The sequence below is a fragment of the Tardiphaga robiniae genome, assembly GCF_001618955.1.
GTDB lineage: Bacteria > Pseudomonadota > Alphaproteobacteria > Rhizobiales > Xanthobacteraceae > Tardiphaga > Tardiphaga robiniae_A.
The window spans coordinates 87,447-103,484 of the sequence record NZ_LVYV01000004.1; the positions used below are offsets into that span (position 1 = coordinate 87,447).

The 16,038-nt window shown below is 61.8% G+C and carries 15 protein-coding genes; 8 read left to right on the forward strand and 7 right to left on the reverse strand.

What is annotated here, in order from left to right; all coding sequences use genetic code 11:
* Positions 1–23 precede the first annotated feature (23 nt).
* Both A4A58_RS08500 and radA read right to left on the reverse strand, forming a co-directional pair.
* The gene (locus A4A58_RS08500; protein ID WP_068731040.1) at positions 24–656 is read right to left on the reverse strand and encodes a CvpA family protein; all 633 of its coding nucleotides are present in this window, start codon (positions 654–656) and stop codon (positions 24–26) included.
* A gap of 238 nt (positions 657–894) precedes the next feature.
* Positions 895–2,355, reverse strand: a complete 1,461-nt coding sequence (gene radA, locus A4A58_RS08505) for a DNA repair protein RadA (protein WP_068731041.1) — start codon at positions 2,353–2,355, stop codon at positions 895–897.
* Between radA and A4A58_RS08510 the strand changes: the two genes are divergently transcribed.
* From A4A58_RS08510 to map, 5 genes are all read left to right on the forward strand, one after another.
* Positions 2,348–2,632: a hypothetical protein gene (locus tag A4A58_RS08510; protein ID WP_139069807.1), complete on the forward strand. Its 285-nt coding sequence runs from the start codon at positions 2,348–2,350 to the stop codon at positions 2,630–2,632. The two genes, radA and A4A58_RS08510, sit on opposite strands and share 8 nt — an antisense overlap.
* 198 nt (positions 2,633–2,830) lie before the next feature.
* Positions 2,831–3,097 carry a hypothetical protein gene (locus A4A58_RS08515; RefSeq protein ID WP_139069808.1) on the forward strand — a complete coding sequence of 89 codons (267 nt, stop codon included), beginning with the start codon at positions 2,831–2,833 and terminating at the stop codon, positions 3,095–3,097.
* A 276-nt stretch (positions 3,098–3,373) separates the two neighbouring features.
* Positions 3,374–3,733, forward strand: a complete 360-nt coding sequence (locus A4A58_RS08520; protein WP_068731126.1) for a hypothetical protein — start codon at positions 3,374–3,376, stop codon at positions 3,731–3,733.
* Positions 3,734–3,892: 159 nt separating this feature from the next.
* Entirely contained in the window at positions 3,893–4,105 is a 213-nt protein-coding gene (locus tag A4A58_RS08525) for a ParD-like family protein (RefSeq protein WP_068731044.1), read from the forward strand.
* Positions 4,102–4,881: a type I methionyl aminopeptidase gene (gene map / locus A4A58_RS08530; RefSeq protein ID WP_068731045.1), complete on the forward strand. Its 780-nt coding sequence runs from the start codon at positions 4,102–4,104 to the stop codon at positions 4,879–4,881. Before A4A58_RS08525 ends, map begins: the two co-directional genes overlap by 4 nt.
* 94 nt (positions 4,882–4,975) lie before the next feature.
* Here map and A4A58_RS08535 read toward each other — a convergent pair whose 3' ends face one another.
* Both A4A58_RS08535 and A4A58_RS08540 read right to left on the reverse strand, forming a co-directional pair.
* Positions 4,976–8,452, reverse strand: coding sequence for a bifunctional diguanylate cyclase/phosphodiesterase (locus A4A58_RS08535; RefSeq protein WP_081421780.1), 3,477 nt, complete (start codon positions 8,450–8,452; stop codon positions 4,976–4,978).
* A 328-nt stretch (positions 8,453–8,780) separates the two neighbouring features.
* Positions 8,781–9,509 (reverse strand): sulfite exporter TauE/SafE family protein, encoded by a 729-nt coding sequence (locus tag A4A58_RS08540; protein WP_068731046.1) that lies wholly within the window; start codon positions 9,507–9,509, stop codon positions 8,781–8,783.
* 77 nt (positions 9,510–9,586) lie between these two features.
* Between A4A58_RS08540 and A4A58_RS08545 the strand changes: the two genes are divergently transcribed.
* Positions 9,587–9,973: a tautomerase family protein gene (locus A4A58_RS08545; RefSeq protein ID WP_068731047.1), complete on the forward strand. Its 387-nt coding sequence runs from the start codon at positions 9,587–9,589 to the stop codon at positions 9,971–9,973.
* Here the strand turns inward: A4A58_RS08545 and alr are convergent.
* Together alr and A4A58_RS08555 are read right to left on the reverse strand one after the other, a co-directional pair.
* Positions 9,970–11,145, reverse strand: a complete 1,176-nt coding sequence (gene alr, locus A4A58_RS08550; RefSeq protein WP_081421781.1) for an alanine racemase — start codon at positions 11,143–11,145, stop codon at positions 9,970–9,972. The genes A4A58_RS08545 and alr overlap by 4 nt on opposite strands.
* Positions 11,146–11,243: 98 nt before the next feature.
* Positions 11,244–12,743, reverse strand: coding sequence for a replicative DNA helicase (locus A4A58_RS08555; RefSeq protein WP_068731048.1), 1,500 nt, complete (start codon positions 12,741–12,743; stop codon positions 11,244–11,246).
* A gap of 360 nt (positions 12,744–13,103) precedes the next feature.
* Between A4A58_RS08555 and A4A58_RS08560 the strand changes: the two genes are divergently transcribed.
* Positions 13,104–13,334: a hypothetical protein gene (locus tag A4A58_RS08560; RefSeq protein ID WP_139069809.1), complete on the forward strand. Its 231-nt coding sequence runs from the start codon at positions 13,104–13,106 to the stop codon at positions 13,332–13,334.
* 6 nt (positions 13,335–13,340) lie between these two features.
* Here the strand turns inward: A4A58_RS08560 and A4A58_RS08565 are convergent, their stop codons facing one another.
* Positions 13,341–14,591: an SAM-dependent methyltransferase gene (locus A4A58_RS08565; RefSeq protein WP_068731050.1), complete on the reverse strand. Its 1,251-nt coding sequence runs from the start codon at positions 14,589–14,591 to the stop codon at positions 13,341–13,343.
* Between the two features lie 289 nt (positions 14,592–14,880).
* On the opposite strand from A4A58_RS08565, the gene A4A58_RS08570 reads away from it, so the two are divergent.
* A complete protein-coding gene (locus tag A4A58_RS08570; protein WP_068731051.1) occupies positions 14,881–16,002 on the forward strand; it encodes a hypothetical protein in 1,122 nt (373 codons plus the stop codon).
* Positions 16,003–16,038 lie beyond the last annotated feature (36 nt).

Sequence of the window (16,038 nt, forward strand, 5' to 3'; positions counted from 1 at the left end):
GTGTCGCGAGAAACTAAGAACGCCTAGCGTCCCGCCGGTTTGCCATCGATCAGCTTTTTCAGGCTGTCGCGGGCAGGTTTGGAATAGCCATCCGCAGCGCCGGGCGCTGCTGGCTCGGCGTCGGTCGTATCCTCATCGGGTTTGTTTTTCTTGAACCTCTTCAAGATGGTGTTTTCAGGGTCATCCGGCAAGAGTGCCATCAGCCAATCGCCGGTTCCCTGCAGAACGACGCGCGATTTTGCACCCGTGACCCAGTCCGGACGCTGCTTGTCCGGCACCAGCCAGCTGAAAAAGAGGAAGGCGACGACCACGATCAGCAGGCCGCGGGCGAGGCCGAACAGGAAGCCGAGCGTGCGGTCCAGCGCGCCGATGCGCGAATCCAGGATCATGTCGGAGATGCGGACCGTGATGATCGAGACCACGATCAGCGTGCCGATGAACACGCCGGCCACCACCACGATGCTGGCGACGGTATCGTTGTTGAAATAAGTTTTAGCGGTCGGGAGCAGCTTCTGGAAAGCAAACAGGGTGACCAGCGCCGCCGCGCCCCAGGCCGCGATCGACAGAATCTCGCGCATGAAACCGCGAACCATGGCCAGCAGGCCAGAGATCAGCATGACGCCGAGCAGGACAAGGTCGAGAATCGTGATCGGCATCGGCTGGTCAGGTCCGCTCGTGAATCAGAAACCGCGAATCGGCACAGGCTGCCGCTTCAGGTGACGGTGATATGGCACGTCTCGCAAGGCCGGAAAACCGCTATCGGCCGCAAGAGCGCACCTGATCACACCATTGTTCCGCTTTCGGCAGAGTGCCTTAACGGAGCGTGTTGCACATCTGCGCAGTCTGTCGCGCGCGCATTCTATAGCGGCCGCGGCAGCGCAGGTCACGTCGCTGTCAGCCGTCCTGGCGCTTGAATCGCGCCGGCGCGGTATTTTTCTCGGCATCTGTGCTTTTGCTGTTGTCGCGCGTGGGTTTGACGCCGCGCGCAGCGATATCGGCGACCAGCGAGGTGAGGCCGCCGATGGTATTCAGCGACAGTCCGGCATCGCCGCCGGGGTCGCCGCGCGCCGATTCCGGCAGCACCGCGCGGCCGAAGCCGAGCTTTGCCGCCTCTTTCAACCGCGCCGAGGTCTGCGCCACCGGGCGCACCGCGCCGGACAGCGAGATTTCGCCGAAATAGACCGCGTCGGTGGGCAGCGGCGCATTGCAGAGCGACGACACCAGCGCCGCGGCTGCGGCCATGTCGGCGGCGGGCTCGTTGATGCGCAATCCGCCGGCGACGTTGAAATAGACGTCGTAGCCCGACAGCTTAACCCCGCAATGGGCCTCCAGCACCGCCAGCACCATCGACAGCCGGGATGAATCCCAGCCGACGACGGCCCGGCGCGGCGTGCCCAAAGTCGTCGGCGCAACCAGAGCCTGCAATTCCACCAGCACTGGGCGGGTGCCCTCCATGCCGGCGAACACGGCGGTGCCCGGCGAGCCCAGATCGCGGTCGGACAGGAACAGCTCCGAGGGGTTGGAGACCTCGCGCAGGCCGAGCCCAGTCATCTCGAACACGCCGATTTCGTCGGTCGGGCCGAAGCGGTTCTTCACCGCACGCAGGATGCGGAACTGCTGCGAGCCTTCGCCCTCGAAGGACATCACGGCATCGACCATGTGCTCGACCACGCGCGGCCCGGCGATCTGGCCGTCCTTGGTGACATGGCCGACCAGGATGATGGTGGCGCCGGATTTCTTGGCGAAGCGAATGAGCGCCTGCGCCGAGGCGCGGACCTGGGTCACGGTGCCCGGCGCGGATTCCACCGTGTCGGTCCACATGGTCTGGATCGAGTCGATCACGATCAGCCGCGGCACCGTGCCTTCGGACAGCGTGGCAACGATATCCTCGACCGAGGTTTCGGAGGCGAGCTGCACCGAGGCGTCTGCGAGGCCCAAACGCGACGCGCGCAGCCGCACCTGTGCCACGGCTTCTTCGCCGGAGATGTAGACCACGCGATGGCCGGCCCGCGCCATCAGGCTGGTGGCCTGGGTCAGCAAGGTCGATTTCCCGATGCCGGGATCGCCGCCGATCAAGAGCACCGAGCCGCGCACGAAACCGCCGCCGGTGACGCGGTCGAGCTCGCCCATGCCCGAGGCAATGCGCGGCGCATCATTGCTCTGGCCGGTCAGGCTTTCGAGATTGAAGGTGCGCCCCTTGCGCTTGGAGCGCGCGCTGACCGGAATCGTGGTGACGCCGGTGGTGTCCTCCTCGGCCAGCGAATTCCACTCGCTGCAGGCGTCGCACTTGCCCTGCCACTTGTTATAGGCGGCACCGCAATTCTGGCAGACGAAGGAGAGGAGGTTCTTGGCCATTGGCGGAAGGAATCGCGGCTGTAGGTGTTTTTGGTTTGTTCTCTTGGTCTACGCGGTTGAACGGGGCATTTGCAAGTTTCTTCTCGAAGGGTTCGCCAGCCTCGCCGGGTGGGACGCATCGACCGGCACATGGGCAAGGTCTATTCGGTTGCCAAAAATTCCGACGCGCGAGAACTGGTCGGCAATGTCGGCCTGGATCGCCTTCGCCGCGGCGATGCCGGAGGTGCAGCCTCTGCAGTGGTACTTCTTCAACTTGGCGATTGCTTACGCTCGGTAGACGCGCCGCGAGCAGAATCCAGATGCAAGCGGTGGTGAGCAATCGAGGCTGCTCGACCAACCAGCTTAGCCGCAGTCCAGCGCTTCGCGAGTCTAATTCATTCCGCGCAGGAGCTCGTGTGGAACTGCACGTGCGACGAATCCTTCATTAACCTCCGCCCGATAGCCTCACCGCAGTGACGTCAGCGTGAGGTGTGCCGTGCGTATTTTGATGATCGTGCTGGGTGCGGCGACGCTGGCGACGCCGGTACTTGCCTCTGACTACCGCGATGCGCGCTATCGCGCCGGCACCGCGCACTATCCCATCACGATGGATACCGGCATTCGCGCGCCGCCGCCGCTTTACTATGTGGAAGCGCCGCCGCGTTATGTGCGGGATCTGAGAACGGGCGAACCGGGCCAATGGGTGGTTCGCCAGCCGAGCGTGTTCGAGCATCTCTTCGGGCTGCCTCGCGACGGCTATTAGGTTGGCTGCAGAGGCCGATTGATCTCACGTCGCGTTCTGCGGTGAATCCGGGCGCAGTGCGGCTGTGTCTGCCTTGGCATCCTCATATGTTGCCGTCATCAAATCTTAAGCACGTTCATCAAGGTAAATATCAGGACCGCGTTGACCGGTGGTGGTGCTTGGCTGAGTGTCGCGCATCAGAGCGATACGAGCCCATTTCAAACCAGCTTGCCACGGGACCTGATCATGAAAAAATTGATTGCTGCTGCGCTGTTCGCCACTGTCGCCGGAATGGCGATGCCCGGTGTTGCCTCGGCAGGCTGCTATAACTGCTACACACCGCCGCCGTGCCAGACCTGCTATCAGCAGCAGGTGGTGCCGCCGCAGTATCGCACGGTCGAAGAGACTGTCATGGTCGCTCCCGGTCGCACCGTCCGACATCGCACGCCGGCCCAGTATGAGACCGTGATGGTACCGAAGACCGTGATGGTCGCGCCTGCGCGCGTCGATTACGAGCGCATCCCGGCGCAATACGCCACGCAGCAGCGTGTGCAGATGGTCGCTCCGGCGCAGGCCTATTACGCACCGGTGCAGCAGGGCTGCTCGACCTGCAATCGCGGCTTCAGCTTCGGCTCAAGCTACGGATACGGCTACTAAGCCGCGGATAGCTCAGATTTTCAGGACTGCGATCGGCCGCCTCAGGGCGGCCGATTTGCGTTGGGAGAGGGCAGTGGCTGCAGTCAGGACAAATCGCTCTTGGCTTTCTCTCATGTGCCTCATATATGATTCATATACGAATCATATATGAGGACCCCCATGGGTATCGTGAACATCGACGACGATCTGCACGATCAGGTGCGCAAAGCGAGCACAGTATCGTTGCGTTCGATCAACGCGCAGGCCGCCTATTGGATCAAGGTCGGCATGCTGTGCGAGACCAATCCGACGCTGAGTTTCAACGAGATCATGGCGCGTGAACTGAGCTCCGCAGGCGTTTCGGCTCAGCCGCTGGCTGTCAGTGCAGCATGACGAAGCGGCCTGAGGAACTGGCCTTGCTGGCCGAAGCTGGGCGGCTCCTGGCGTCCGTCTTCGGGCTGCTGGATCGCAGCTCGCTCGCCGGCATCTCGACGCTTCAGGTGAATGAAATGGTCGAGCGGTTCATCGTCGACGATCTCCAGGCCCGACCCGCAAGCAAGGGCCAATATGGCTATGGTTTCGTGTTGAATGCGTCGGTGAACAATGTGGTCTGCCACGGCATTCCATCGCAGTCGCACGTGCTTCGCGACGGCGACATCGTCAATTTCGACATCACGCTCGAGAAGAACGGCTACATCGCAGATTCCAGCAAGACCTATCTCGTCGGCGAGGTGAATCCGGCCGCCAGGAAGCTGGTCCAGACCACCTATGAAGCCATGTGGATGGGCATCCGGGCGGTTCGCCCGGGCGCACGGCTCGGAGACATCGGCTGGGCGATCGAACGACATGCCAAGCGCAATGGCTATTCCGTGGTGCGTGAATATTGCGGTCATGGCATCGGCCGGGAGATGCATGAGGAACCGCAGGTTCGGCACTTCGGAAAGCCGGGGACGGGCCTCGCCCTGCGTGAGGGCATGGTGTTCACGATCGAGCCGATGCTCAATCGCGGTCGGCGGAGTGTGAGAACCATGGGTGACGGTTGGACTGTTGTGACGAGAGATGGGTCGCTGTCCGCGCAATTCGAGCACACCGTTGCCGTGACAGCATCCGGCGTGTCGGTGCTGACGCTGCGTCCCGACGAACCAGGGCGTGGACTCATAAGCGCGTAGCCAAATCCGAATGGCGCTTCCGGAGCCGTGGCCGATGTCGCGCTTCGTTGCAGCAGCGGCGCGGCCCATCTGACCGCCGTTTGAAACGCGGCGGTCATCTCCCTGCCGTGATGACCCCTGTGCACAACTCGCCGTCAGCAGCACCATTTCCAAATGAAACTGCCGCATCGAGGTCCAGTTCGGAGAGCGGGACGGGCCGACCGAACAGAAAGCCCTGGACGAGGTCTACGCCTGCAGCCTGCAGATATTCAAATTGCTCTTCGGTCTCGACACCCTCGGCTGTCGTAGCGATGTCAAGACCGCGGGCCAGCGCGAGCACCGAGGACACCACCGCTGCGCAATCGCGGCGATTGGGTGCGCCTTGTGCAAAGGACTTGTCGATCTTGATCCTGTCGAACGGGAAATTGGTCAAATAACTCGCCGTTGAATAACCAGTACCAAAGTCATCAAGCGCCATGGAGATGCCGAGATTCTTCAGCTGCCGTATCGTCCCCAGATGCGCCGTCGCGTTCTCAAGAAGAGCCGTCTCCGTAATTTCCAACTCCAGCCGTTCAGGCGAAAGACCCGTCTCCATCAGGGTATCCAGCATGACGTCGAGCAGTTTTCCCTTGCTGACCTGAACGGCAGAGATGTTGACCGTGATCTTGAGGTGAGCCGGCCACGACGCTGCATCCATGCAAGCCTGGTGCAGGATCCACTCGCCAAGAGGAAGGATCAGCCCCGTCGCTTCCGCGAGCGGAATAAATTGATCGGGAGCGATGAGTCCTTTCGACGGATGCCGCCAGCGGACCAGCGCCTCAGCGCCGCGGATCTGCCGCGTCTTGGCGTCAACCACCGGCTGATAGTGCACCTCGAATTCATTTCGCGCGATCGCGTCCCGCAGTTCGTTTGCCAACACCCTCTGCGAGTGGGCAGCCTCGATCATTCCGGACTGGAACAGGCGGAAATCGTTTCGCCCGCCGGTCTTGGCGTCGTAGAGCGCGAGATCCGCTTTTCTTAACAGGTCCTCGGGATCGACGCCCTGTTCCGGAGCCAGGGCGATTCCAATGCTGATCCCGATGCTGGCCTCGTGGCCGCTGAGATCAAATGGCCGAGCAATGGCATCGATGATCCTGAGCGCAAGCACGATTGCACCCTCCTGCGGATTGGGTCCGCCGTCCTGGATGATCGCAAACTCGTCACCGCCAAGGCGGGCCAGTACATCGGTTTCGCGAGTCGACGATTTCAGTCGTTGTGCGAACTCAACGAGCAAACGATCCCCAGCGGGATGTCCCAGCGTGTCGTTGACGGTCTTGAATTTATCGAGGTCGAGCATGACCACGGCAAAGCCACCGTCATGGCGGCCAAGACGCTTGCTCGCCTCCTCAAGTTTCTCGGTGAACAGTGTTCGGTTGGCAAGTCCCGTGAGCGCATCGTGACGCGCCAGGTGAACGATCTCGGCCTCTGCGCGCCGCCGTTCGGTGATATCTTCGTGCGTTGCAACCCAACCGCCGTCCTTCATCGGCTGTCGGGTGACGAGTATCAATCGCCCATCCGCAAATTCATCGACCCTGGCCGAGCTTGAATCTGTCGAATGCTGGCCCAATTCAGCTATCTTTTTCCTGATGGCTGGTTCGCTGGTCCCGCCCTTGAGAATGCCACGAGAGACACGATCGGCGATGATAGCCTCATGAGGCGTTCCGACTTTCAACAAAGCCGCAGGCAACTGGTATAATTCCGCATAACGATCATTCCAGACAACGAGCCGTTTTGCTCCGTCGAACATGCAGAGACCCTGCGACATGTTGGTCAGCGCAATGTCGAAGCGTTCGTTGGTCTGCTCCAGCTCCACGGCTTTCGCGGCCAGCAATTGCTCCCTGTGTTTTTGTGCCGTGACATCTTCATGAGTCGCCAGCCACCCCTCGTTCGGCATCAGATGGCGCGTCATCGAAATGAGGCGCCCATCGACAAGCTCCTGGACTTCTTTCTCCAGTTTCAGCTTGGCGTCGAAAAGGACGTCCGCAGCCATTTCGCAATTTGTTCTCTTTGCCCGGCGATATTCAATGATTTGCCGCAGCGTTGTCCCTGGCTTCAGCTGTTCCTCGCTGAGGTGATAGATTTCCGCATAGCGCGCATTTGAAAGAATGATCCTCTGCTCCCCATCAAACAGCGAAAGACCCTGCGACATGTTGTTCATCGCGGCGTCGAATCGCATGTTGATCCGCTCGAGTTCAGCAGCTTTATCAGTCAACAAGCGCTGTGCGCGCTTCTGCTCGGTGATGTCTTCATGGGTTGCAACCCATCCGCCATCCGCAATCGGCCTGCGTTGAATTAAAATCACGCGACCGTCGGCAGACATAAAAATCTGCCTTTGCTTCGTCGGAATCTCCTGAACATCCCCGTCGATGGACAAATCGTGCTTTCCGCGATCTTTGAGGGCCTGCAGCATGAGAGACAAGGGTGTTCCGGGCCTGACGAGTTCTTCCGGGAAACCGTACATCTCGCGGAAGCGGCCATTCGAAACCACCAGATTCTTGTTCGCGTCAAACAGGCAGAGCCCTAGCGACATGTTGCTCAAGGCAGCATCGAACTGCATGTTCGTTCGTTCCAGAATCCTAGTTTTTACGGCAAGACTATTCGTCTGGCGCAAAATCCTAAACGTGCCGAACAAGATGACGGCAACGATCATGGCGACGAGCGGGCCCACCATGTAAAGGTGCTGGCGCCATGGTCCCAGCACCTCGCTGCGGGCGTATGTGATGACCAGGACCAGCGGCAGTCCGGGCACGGCCTTGTATCCCGCGAGGCGCGCGATTCCGTCGATAACGCCTATCGTCTCGTAGGAGCCGGCTTCCGATTTTGGCAGATATTCGGAGACGAGCGGGCTATCCGCGAAAGATTTTCCGATGGCTCCTTTTATCGCGGGCTCTCGCGCAAGAACCCGCCCCGTACCCGCGCGATGCAGCAACAGCACGGATCCGCCCTTGCCGACATCAATCGCGCGATAGACCTGCGTGAAATGGGTCGGGTCGAGCGGCGCAGTTACGACCCCTGCGAAGCTGCCGTCGGCATTGCTTAACCGGCGCGACGCCGCGCTCAACCATTTGTCGGTGACAGCCGAGGGATAGGGGGGCGAAATAAACAGCCGGGCATCGACCTGATCGCGCTGAGCGGTGAAGTGCAACATGTCGGAGATATTGCTTCGCGGCGGCGTGCGATCGTAGGAATGCGCCAGAAGGTTACCGGCGGCATCTGTCCAGCCGACGGCAACGACGATCGATGAGGCTTTCTTGAGAAGACGCAAGGCGGTATTTGCGGCTTCGGGCGTTGCATACTTTCCCGAAAGATTATCTTCGCGAATTCTCTCGGCTTCGAGCAGTGTTCGATCGATCCCCTCAAAGGTCAACGCCGTGTGTTCGGCGAGAATCTCGGCGATGTTCAGTGCCGCTTTTTTTGCCTCAGAGACGGCCACATGATGGCGCGCCTGCAGATCCACCAAAAACACAACGATGATCGACGTCGCAAAGAAGACGCCGAGCACCACCAATGAAAATCCTGGCAGCCGGGCCAGCCTTCCATAGAACGCGCGCATGAAGCGTCCAAGTAGTCGTTACAAATGAAACAAACGAAATTCCGGATTTTAGCGTGGATTACGAACCTTAATAATAGGTTGGAAATATTGGCATTACTGTACGCGGCGAGGCAAAGGATTATGTTGCACTGCGCACGTTGGAAATGCGGATTTGCGAGATACTAATAACTGTTGCTGGTTGATCGCCTTCTATGAACATCAGTCGCATGTACTTGTAAGTAATGGATACAACTTTAAACAGCGCCGGTTTCCAACGGCCTGCCGTCCAGCTTGAGCCTGCAACTCGCGGGGTAGCGGACATACTTACCGCGATTTATGAGTACACGCCCTAGATCAGCGCCATGCCCGACAGCACCATGCTTGCGCCCGCCAGAAGCATGATCCCGTCCATGACCAGGCGGAACGTCTCGACGCTCAGTTTCAGTACGTAGCGTTTGGCGATGAACGCGCCGGCCATCAGCGAGGCGCCGGCGATCAGGCCTTTCACCAGCACGTCGAGATCGAGCGCGCCAAACCGCTGGAAGGTGACAGACTTGCTGAGATACAGGCCGAGCGAACTCGCGGCTTCGGTGGCGAGGAAGGCGCCCTTGGCGAGGCCGTAGAACAGAAACAGCGGCACGCTGAGGGGACCGCTGGAGACGACGATGCCGGTGAGATAGCCGATGATCGCGCCGCCAAGCGCGAGTTGCCACAGGTTGATAGTGAAGGAGCGCCGCGCCAGCCAGTGGCGCAGCGGCACCATGGCAATGAAGAACAGTCCGATGGTGAGATCGACCACATGCGACGGCAGCACCAGCAGCGTGCGTGCGCCCAGGGCTGCAGCTGGAATGCCGGTGAGCGAATAGGCGGCGGTGGCGCGCCAGTCGACCTCGCGCCACCAGGCGAGGATGCGCGACAGGTTGGCCATTACGGCGGCGACCGCCATGATTGGCACGGCTTCCTTCGGGCCGAACTGCCAGACCAGCACCGGCATCAGCATGATCGATGAGCCGGTGCCGACGATCCCGGAAATGGTGCCGGCGATAAGGCCGACCGTGCAGACGAAGATGAAGTTCACGACGCGATTCTCCAAGCGCGGGACGTTACAAGAGCGCTCCAGTCGTGTAGGTGCAACTGATCCGATGGGAGAGGGCGATGCCAGTCGCAAGAATTGTCACCGGCGCGTGGGCGCGAGGCCGCGAAATCGAAGTCATCGAGGCCGTGCAGTCGGCGATGCTGGCAGCGCTCAAAATTCCGGACTGGGACCGCGACGTGACGGTGGATACCTATAGCGAAACGCAGCGCATCGTGCCGACCGGGCGCTCGCAGCGCTTCACCCGGGTCGAGATCACGATGTTCGCCGGCCGCTCCATCGACGCCAAGCGCAACCTCTACAATACGATCGTGCAGAACCTTGCTGCGCTCGGCGTTCCGGAACTCGAGATCAAGATTGTCCTGAACGAACAGCCTTTGGAGAACTGGGGCGTGCGCGGCGGCCTGCCGGCCTCCGAGATCGAACTCAGCTTCAAGGTTGACGTCTAGGACGCGGGGGCCGCGCCGTCGCCACCTTTATAAACGCGCATGTAGCGTCGGCCGAGGCTGGTCAGCACCTCATAGGCGATGGTGCCGTAGTGATGCGCGAGTTCGTCGACAGTGATGCCGTCGCCGATCAGCGTCGCCAAATGGCCGCGGCGGGCGGCGTTGTGGGGCAGGTCGGTGATGTCCACCGCGAGCAGATCCATGGAGATGCGGCCGGCGATCTGGCAGCGCTGGCCGGCGATGATGACCTCGGCGCCGCGGGTGCCGTCGCTGCTGCCGGCCGCGCGGAAATAGCCATCGGCGTAGCCGGCCGCGATGATCGCAAGTCTGGTCGGACGCCGCGCGACCCAAGTGGCACCGTAGCCGACGCTGTCGCCGCGCTCGACGCTGCGGGTCTGCAGGATGCGCACCTTGAGATCGACCACGGGTGCCATCGGGTTGTCGGCTTCCGGCGTCGGATTGACGCCGTAGAGGGCTGCGCCCGGACGCATCAGATCGAACTGATAGGCCGCGCCGAGATAGATACCTGACGAATTCGCGAGGGATGCCGGCACGCTGGAGAACAGCGAGGAAGCCTCGCGGAAACTGGAATATTGCCGGGCGTTCATCGGATTGTGCAGTTGTTCGGCGCAAGCGAGGTGGCTCATCACCAGCGTGAAGCCGTGATCGCCCGAGCCGAGGCGCGGGATCAGGCCCTGGACATCGACAAGGCTGATACCGAGCCGGTTCATGCCGGTGTCGATATGCACCGCCGCGCCGCCCTTCCAGCCGGTGCGGCGGCAGAACATGTCCCATTCGGCTAGTTCGTTGAGATCGCCGATCACGGGCTGCACATTGATGGCGGCCAGCGCATCGCCGGAATTCGGCGGGAAACCGTTCAGCAGATAGATCGCAGCATCAGGTGCTGCGGCGCGCGCGGCGCGGGCCTCGTCGAAAGTGGCAACAAAGAAGGTCTTGCAGCCGGCCTTCGCCAGCGCGCGCACCACGGGGGTGATGCCGCAGCCATAGGCGTCTGCTTTCACCGCCGCGCCGCATTCGGCAGGCACGCCGTGTTTTTCGAGCTTGCGCCAGTTGGCGACGATGGCGTCGAGATCGATGGTCAGGATGCCGCTGGCGTCTGCGGGCAACTCCATATCGGCGGGAGTTGTCGGTTTCGGGTCGGAGACGCTGGTCATCGAAATATCCTGGCACAGGGATCGTGTGATGGGATCACACGATCGAATTCTGCGCCGCACAATATGCGCGCGTCAGAGCCGGTTCAACCGCACGCGCGTCACTCCTGCGGGGCGCGGAACTGGGCGCCACCGGCGAGATCGCTGAAGCGGGTGAACTGGCCTTCGAACTGCAGGTCGACGGTGCCAGTGGGGCCGTGACGCTGCTTGGCGATGATGACTTCGGCCTTGCCGTGCGCAAGATCCATCTCGAGCTGCCATTTCTCGTGTTCGGGAGTGCCGAGTCGCGGCTCCTTGGCCTGCAGATAGTATTCCTCGCGATACACGAAGACCACTACGTCGGCGTCCTGCTCGATCGATCCGGATTCACGCAAGTCGGACAGCTGCGGATGCTTGTCTTCACGATTTTCGACCTGACGCGAGAGCTGCGACAGCGCCACCACCGGGCAGTTCAGTTCCTTCGCCAGCGCCTTGAGGCTGGTGGTGATCTCGGTGACTTCCTGCACGCGGTTGTCGGAACGCTTGCCGGAGCCCTGCAGCAGCTGGATGTAGTCCACCATGATGACGTCGAGGCCCTTTTGCCGCTTCAGGCGGCGGGCGCGGGCGGTGAGCTGCGAGATCGACAGGCCGCCTGTTTCGTCGACATAGAGCGGCAGGTTCTGCAGCTTGATCGTATAGTCGCGGATCTTGTCGAATTCGGCTTGCGTGATGCCGCCGCGGCGGATCGCGCTCGACGAAATTTCGGTCTGCTCGGCGAGAATACGCGTGGCGAGCTGTTCGGCCGACATTTCGCACGAGAAGAAGCCGACGACGCCGCCATTGATGGTCTTCATGCTGCCGTCGGGCTGCACTTCGGACTGATAGGCGGCGGCGATGTTGTAGGCGATGTTGGTGGCCAGCGATGTCTTGCCCATGCCGGGACGTCCGGCGAGCACGATCAAGTCGGAGCGTTGCAAGCCGCCCATGCGGGCGTCGAGGTCGCGCAAGCCGCTGGAGATGCCCGACAGTTTGCCGTCGCGCTGATAGGCGTTGGCGGCCATGTCGAGCGCGGTGGTCATCGCCTGGGAGAAGCGCTGGAAGCCGCCGTCATAGCGGCCGGCTTCGGCCAGTTCATAGAGCCGGCGCTCGGCATCCTCGATCTGGGCACGGGGGGCGAAGTCGACCGGCGCGTCATAAGCGACGTTGACCATGTCTTCGCCGACATTGATCAGCTGGCGGCGGATCGCCAGTTCGTAGATCGTGCGGCCGTAATCCTGCGCATTGATGATGGTGGTGGCTTCGGCGGCGAGGCGGGCGAGATACTGGCCCACGGTCATGCCGCCGAGATCCGTATCGGTCGGCAGGAAGGTCTTCAGCGTCACGGGTGTGGCGATCTTGCCGGCGCGCACGATGGCGGCGGCCGTCTCGAAGATCGTCTGGTGGATTGGCTCGAAGAAATGCTCGGCCTTGAGGAAGTCCGAGACCCGGTAGAACGCGTCGTTATTGACCAGGATCGCGCCCAGCACGCCCTGTTCCGCCTCGATATTGTGCGGCGCCGACCGATAGGCCGGAGTGCCCGCCTCGGGGGTGAGCTTGAGAACGTTCGAATCGAATGCGGCCATGGTCTTTATTGGGTCTTCCGAATTGGGCGGATGAACGGCGTCGTGACGCGCGGCGTTGGACTAAGCGCTTCGCTTGCGGCGAACGAAAGGATGCGGTCAGGCCTTATGCACGATTCCCACATTGCCCCGGCGGGATTTGCGCCTGAACCAAGCATTGCGCTTGACGCTTTGGCTGCAGCAAGGGGAGGGGTCTGAATCATTGCTTAAGGAACCCGGAAAAATTGCTCCCCGCGCCTGAACCGGATGGCGATCTCTTGCACTTATAAGAGAGCCAGCCGCTGGCAGGCACGGCAGTGCCGGAACTCCACGGGGAGCCGGGCGTTTGGCTTCAAAACGAATATAGAGGCGAAGGATAGATCCATGGGCCAGCGTCACCAGCATCCCGATGCCGGAACTCAGGCTGCCGGAACCGACGGTTCTGCGTGGTTGTCCACGCTGATCGACACATTCGAGCGCACCGCGCAGCTTGAAAATGTCCCGTGCGATACGAAAGCGCTGTCCGCCGCCAAAGCGCGCCTCCAGCGCCCCGCCATTTTGCGGCCACGGCCTGTCTTGCGCCGCTGGCAGGCGACGCTCCTATTCCAGCACTAAACCAGCCTATTCGCCGGCAATCTGCAGACGCGGTTGCTGAGCGCGTTCCTTGGCCCGAAGCCGCTCTTCCTCCCGTCCGATGTAATCCCGCGTGAACGGCACCACGTCCTGACATTTGGTGAGCTGGATCTGGAAGTTCATCACGTTCTGCATGCGGAACGACATTTCAGACGCTGCCAGATAGAACTCCCACATCCGCGCGAAGCGCTCGTCATAGAGTCGCACGGCCTCCTCGCGTCGTGCCATGAAGCGCTCTCGCCATGCCTTGAGCGTCTCGGCATAGTGCAGCCGCAGGATCTCGAGGTCCGAGACTAGCAACCCGGCCCGTTCGATCGCCGGGAGAACTTCCGACAAAGCGGGGATGTAGCCGCCGGGGAAAATGTACTTGGCGACCCATGGATTAGTGATACCAGGTCCTTCAGGGCGGCCGATCGAGTGCAGCACCATGACGCCGTCCTCGGTCAGGAGTTCAGCGCATCGCTTGAAGTAGGTGTCGTAATGGTCGACGCCGACATGTTCGAACATGCCGACGGAGACGATGCGGTGGAATGGACCGGGGATGTCGCGATAGTCCTCGAGCAGGAATTTTGCGCGGTCTTTGAGGTTTTTCTCGCCGGCCCGGGCATTGGCGACCTGCAGCTGTTCCGTGGACAGTGTAACGCCGGTAACATTGGCGCCGGTCATCTCTGCCAGATAGAGCCCAAGCCCGCCCCAGCCGGAGCCGATGTCGAGTACGCGCTGACCTTTTTCGATGAGCATCTTGGCCGCGAGGTGGCGCTTCTTGGCGAGCTGGGCGTCGTCCAGGGTCGCGTCCGGGCCCTCGAAATAGGCGCAGCTATATTGCTTGTCGGCATCCAGAAATAATGAGTAGAGCCGGGCGTCCAGATCGTAGTGATGGGCAACGTTGTTGCGGGAGCGCTTGCGCGGATTGAACTGCTGGGCGTGGCGCAGGACGTAGCGGAGCCACCATTGCAGCTTGGCCCAGCGTGGCGCCATATCGGGCTGGTTCAGGGCGATGGCGAGGAGGTCGGCGATGGTGCCGCGCTCCATGACTAGGAGCCCGTCCATGAAAATCTCGCCGAGTGCCAGTTCGGGATCGAGAAGTAGTCGGCGTTGGGCGGCTTTGGTGACAAAGCGGGCGGACACCGGAGGGCCGGAGCCATCTCCGAAGGTGAACTGCTGGCCGGAGGCGGTGGTAAAGGTTATTGCCCCTCGACGAATGTACTGACTCAGGAAGAAACGTAACAGACGGTCCATCGAAATCACCCCAATGATCCGATCACGCGCAAAATGAAGCAACAGCGTAACTTCCCGCCGTGCACGAGATCAACTGTCTCCCTAGCTCTTATATAGATGATAGTAACGGCGCACCGCCTGTGCCAATGCGCACGCTGCAATGCCGCTATCCCGATTGTTCCGATCACATCGTTGCGATATGTCGATGCTTCCATTCACGTCACAATCGGATACAAGGTGATCCGCGTGATTAAGCTAGCCACATCAGGAGATTGAAATGTTGAGCCGAGCGCTCAGTTTAGCGACGGTGATGCTCCTGATTAGCTTCGCGGCAGTCCCGGCACAGGCCCAAAACCTCGAAGCCGGTAAATCACCCTCCCAGATTTTCGCGGGCGGCTGTGCCGTTTGCCATAAAAGTCCGCGCGGGCTGCTGAAGACGGTGGCGCCCGGTCAGTTGCCGGCCTTCCTGCGCCAGCACTACACGACAAGTACAGATATGGCGGCGTCGATGGCCGCTTATGTCGTGTCCAACGGGGCGGCCGACCGCCGTCCTGCCGGGGATAACCTGACGCGTCAGGGCCGTGAACTCACGACCGAGCAGAAGCCGGCCCCGGCCGATGCCAGGCCCGGTGCTGCGCCGACGCCCGAGGCTCCGCCGCCGGGCCGCCGGCTACGTCCGCAGGAGGCCGCCAAGCCCGAGGCCGATGTTGCACCAGCTCAGGCCGAGCCCGGCACGCGCCAGGGCCGCAATGCCCGGCGACAGGCGCGCCCGGCGACAGACAATCCCGAAGCGAAGCCCGATGCGGCCAAGCCCGTAGACGCACAGTCGCCGGCTGCCGCTGAAGCAGAGCGTCCCGCGCAGAAGCAGAAGCTTGGCAAGAAGGGACGCCGCCATCAGGAAGAGCCGCCGAAGGCCGAACCTGTGAAGGACGAGCCCAAGGTCGACCCCAAGACCGAGCCGAAGGCTGAACCCAAGTCTGAGCCGAAGGCTGAGCCACGGCCGGAGCCGGCCAAGACCGAGCCTGCGAAGCCCGCTGAAGAGAGCAAGCCTGAGGCGAAGCCCGAAGCCAAGCCTGAGACGCCGGCACTTCGTCCAGATCCCGTTCCGTCGGTCACGCCGGCACCGAAGGCGCCTGAAGGGGAAAGCCGTCCGGCGCCAGCCGAGCCGACGCCTCCTGCGCCGGCAGCCCCTGCGTCTCCGCCCGCAACAACGCCGGCCCCGGCACCTGTGGCTCCAACGTCCCCGCCAGCCGCAGCTCCGCCGCCAGCGGTCGTGCCTCCCGCAACTCCGCCAGTGCCTGCGCCGACTCCTGTGGCTCCAGCTGCGCCTTCGCCGGCACCGGCCGCGCCGCCACCACCGCCTCCGGCGTCGGCTGCACCACCGGTGCCTCCGGCCTCGTCAGGTCCGCCGGTGCCGCCGATCTCGCAGTAGAAGGTCAACCGTCTCTCAACAACGGAACAAAAAAAG

Coding starts and splice junctions, on each gene's coding strand:
- A4A58_RS08565 (WP_068731050.1), bottom strand. CDS start 14,591: ATGGACCGTCTGTTACGTTTCTTCCTGAGTCAGTACATTCGTCGAGGG.
- map (WP_068731045.1), top strand. CDS start 4,102: ATGACGAAGCGGCCTGAGGAACTGGCCTTGCTGGCCGAAGCTGGGCGG.
- A4A58_RS08555 (WP_068731048.1), bottom strand. CDS start 12,743: ATGGCCGCATTCGATTCGAACGTTCTCAAGCTCACCCCCGAGGCGGGC.
- A4A58_RS08535 (WP_081421780.1), bottom strand. CDS start 8,452: ATGCGCGCGTTCTATGGAAGGCTGGCCCGGCTGCCAGGATTTTCATTG.
- A4A58_RS08545 (WP_068731047.1), top strand. CDS start 9,587: ATGCCAGTCGCAAGAATTGTCACCGGCGCGTGGGCGCGAGGCCGCGAA.
- A4A58_RS08525 (WP_068731044.1), top strand. CDS start 3,893: ATGGGTATCGTGAACATCGACGACGATCTGCACGATCAGGTGCGCAAA.
- A4A58_RS08560 (WP_139069809.1), top strand. CDS start 13,104: ATGGGCCAGCGTCACCAGCATCCCGATGCCGGAACTCAGGCTGCCGGA.
- radA (WP_068731041.1), bottom strand. CDS start 2,355: ATGGCCAAGAACCTCCTCTCCTTCGTCTGCCAGAATTGCGGTGCCGCC.
- A4A58_RS08500 (WP_068731040.1), bottom strand. CDS start 656: ATGCCGATCACGATTCTCGACCTTGTCCTGCTCGGCGTCATGCTGATC.
- alr (WP_081421781.1), bottom strand. CDS start 11,145: ATGACCAGCGTCTCCGACCCGAAACCGACAACTCCCGCCGATATGGAG.
- A4A58_RS08520 (WP_068731126.1), top strand. CDS start 3,374: ATGCCCGGTGTTGCCTCGGCAGGCTGCTATAACTGCTACACACCGCCG.
- A4A58_RS08570 (WP_068731051.1), top strand. CDS start 14,881: ATGCTCCTGATTAGCTTCGCGGCAGTCCCGGCACAGGCCCAAAACCTC.